Source organism: Streptomyces sp. URMC 126 (genome assembly GCF_051386555.1).
Taxonomy (GTDB): domain Bacteria; phylum Actinomycetota; class Actinomycetes; order Streptomycetales; family Streptomycetaceae; genus Streptomyces.
Window position 1 is genome coordinate 1 of the sequence record NZ_JBPQTX010000863.1, and the last position, 273, is coordinate 273.

1 protein-coding gene is annotated in these 273 nt (G+C 42.5%); it reads left to right on the plus strand.

The annotated features are described in order from the left end of the window. Positions 1-240: hypothetical protein (locus ACSNOK_RS34260; RefSeq protein ID WP_436784633.1), on the plus strand; the 240-nt coding region annotated here is incomplete at its 5' end. Positions 241-273 lie beyond the last annotated feature (33 nt).

Sequence of the window (273 nt, forward strand, 5' to 3'; positions counted from 1 at the left end):
GTTCATCTGTGTAAACCTGTAGTTTCGAAAACGGATCGCTTTTTGTTGACCGCCAAAATACAAAAGCTTCGGCGCGCATTTTTTTCAGAAAAGATTTCGCCGGAGAAATTTTGCGGTTATGATAACTATGAAATTGACGGAGAGATTTATGGAACGAATAATAAAAAAAATGAATTCGCCGAAGACTTGCGGCGCGGGCAATTTGCCGCGAAATGTTCATCATCAAACGCTCCGAAGTAAATTTGCGGCGGCGGTTGCCGCTTGGTTTTTACT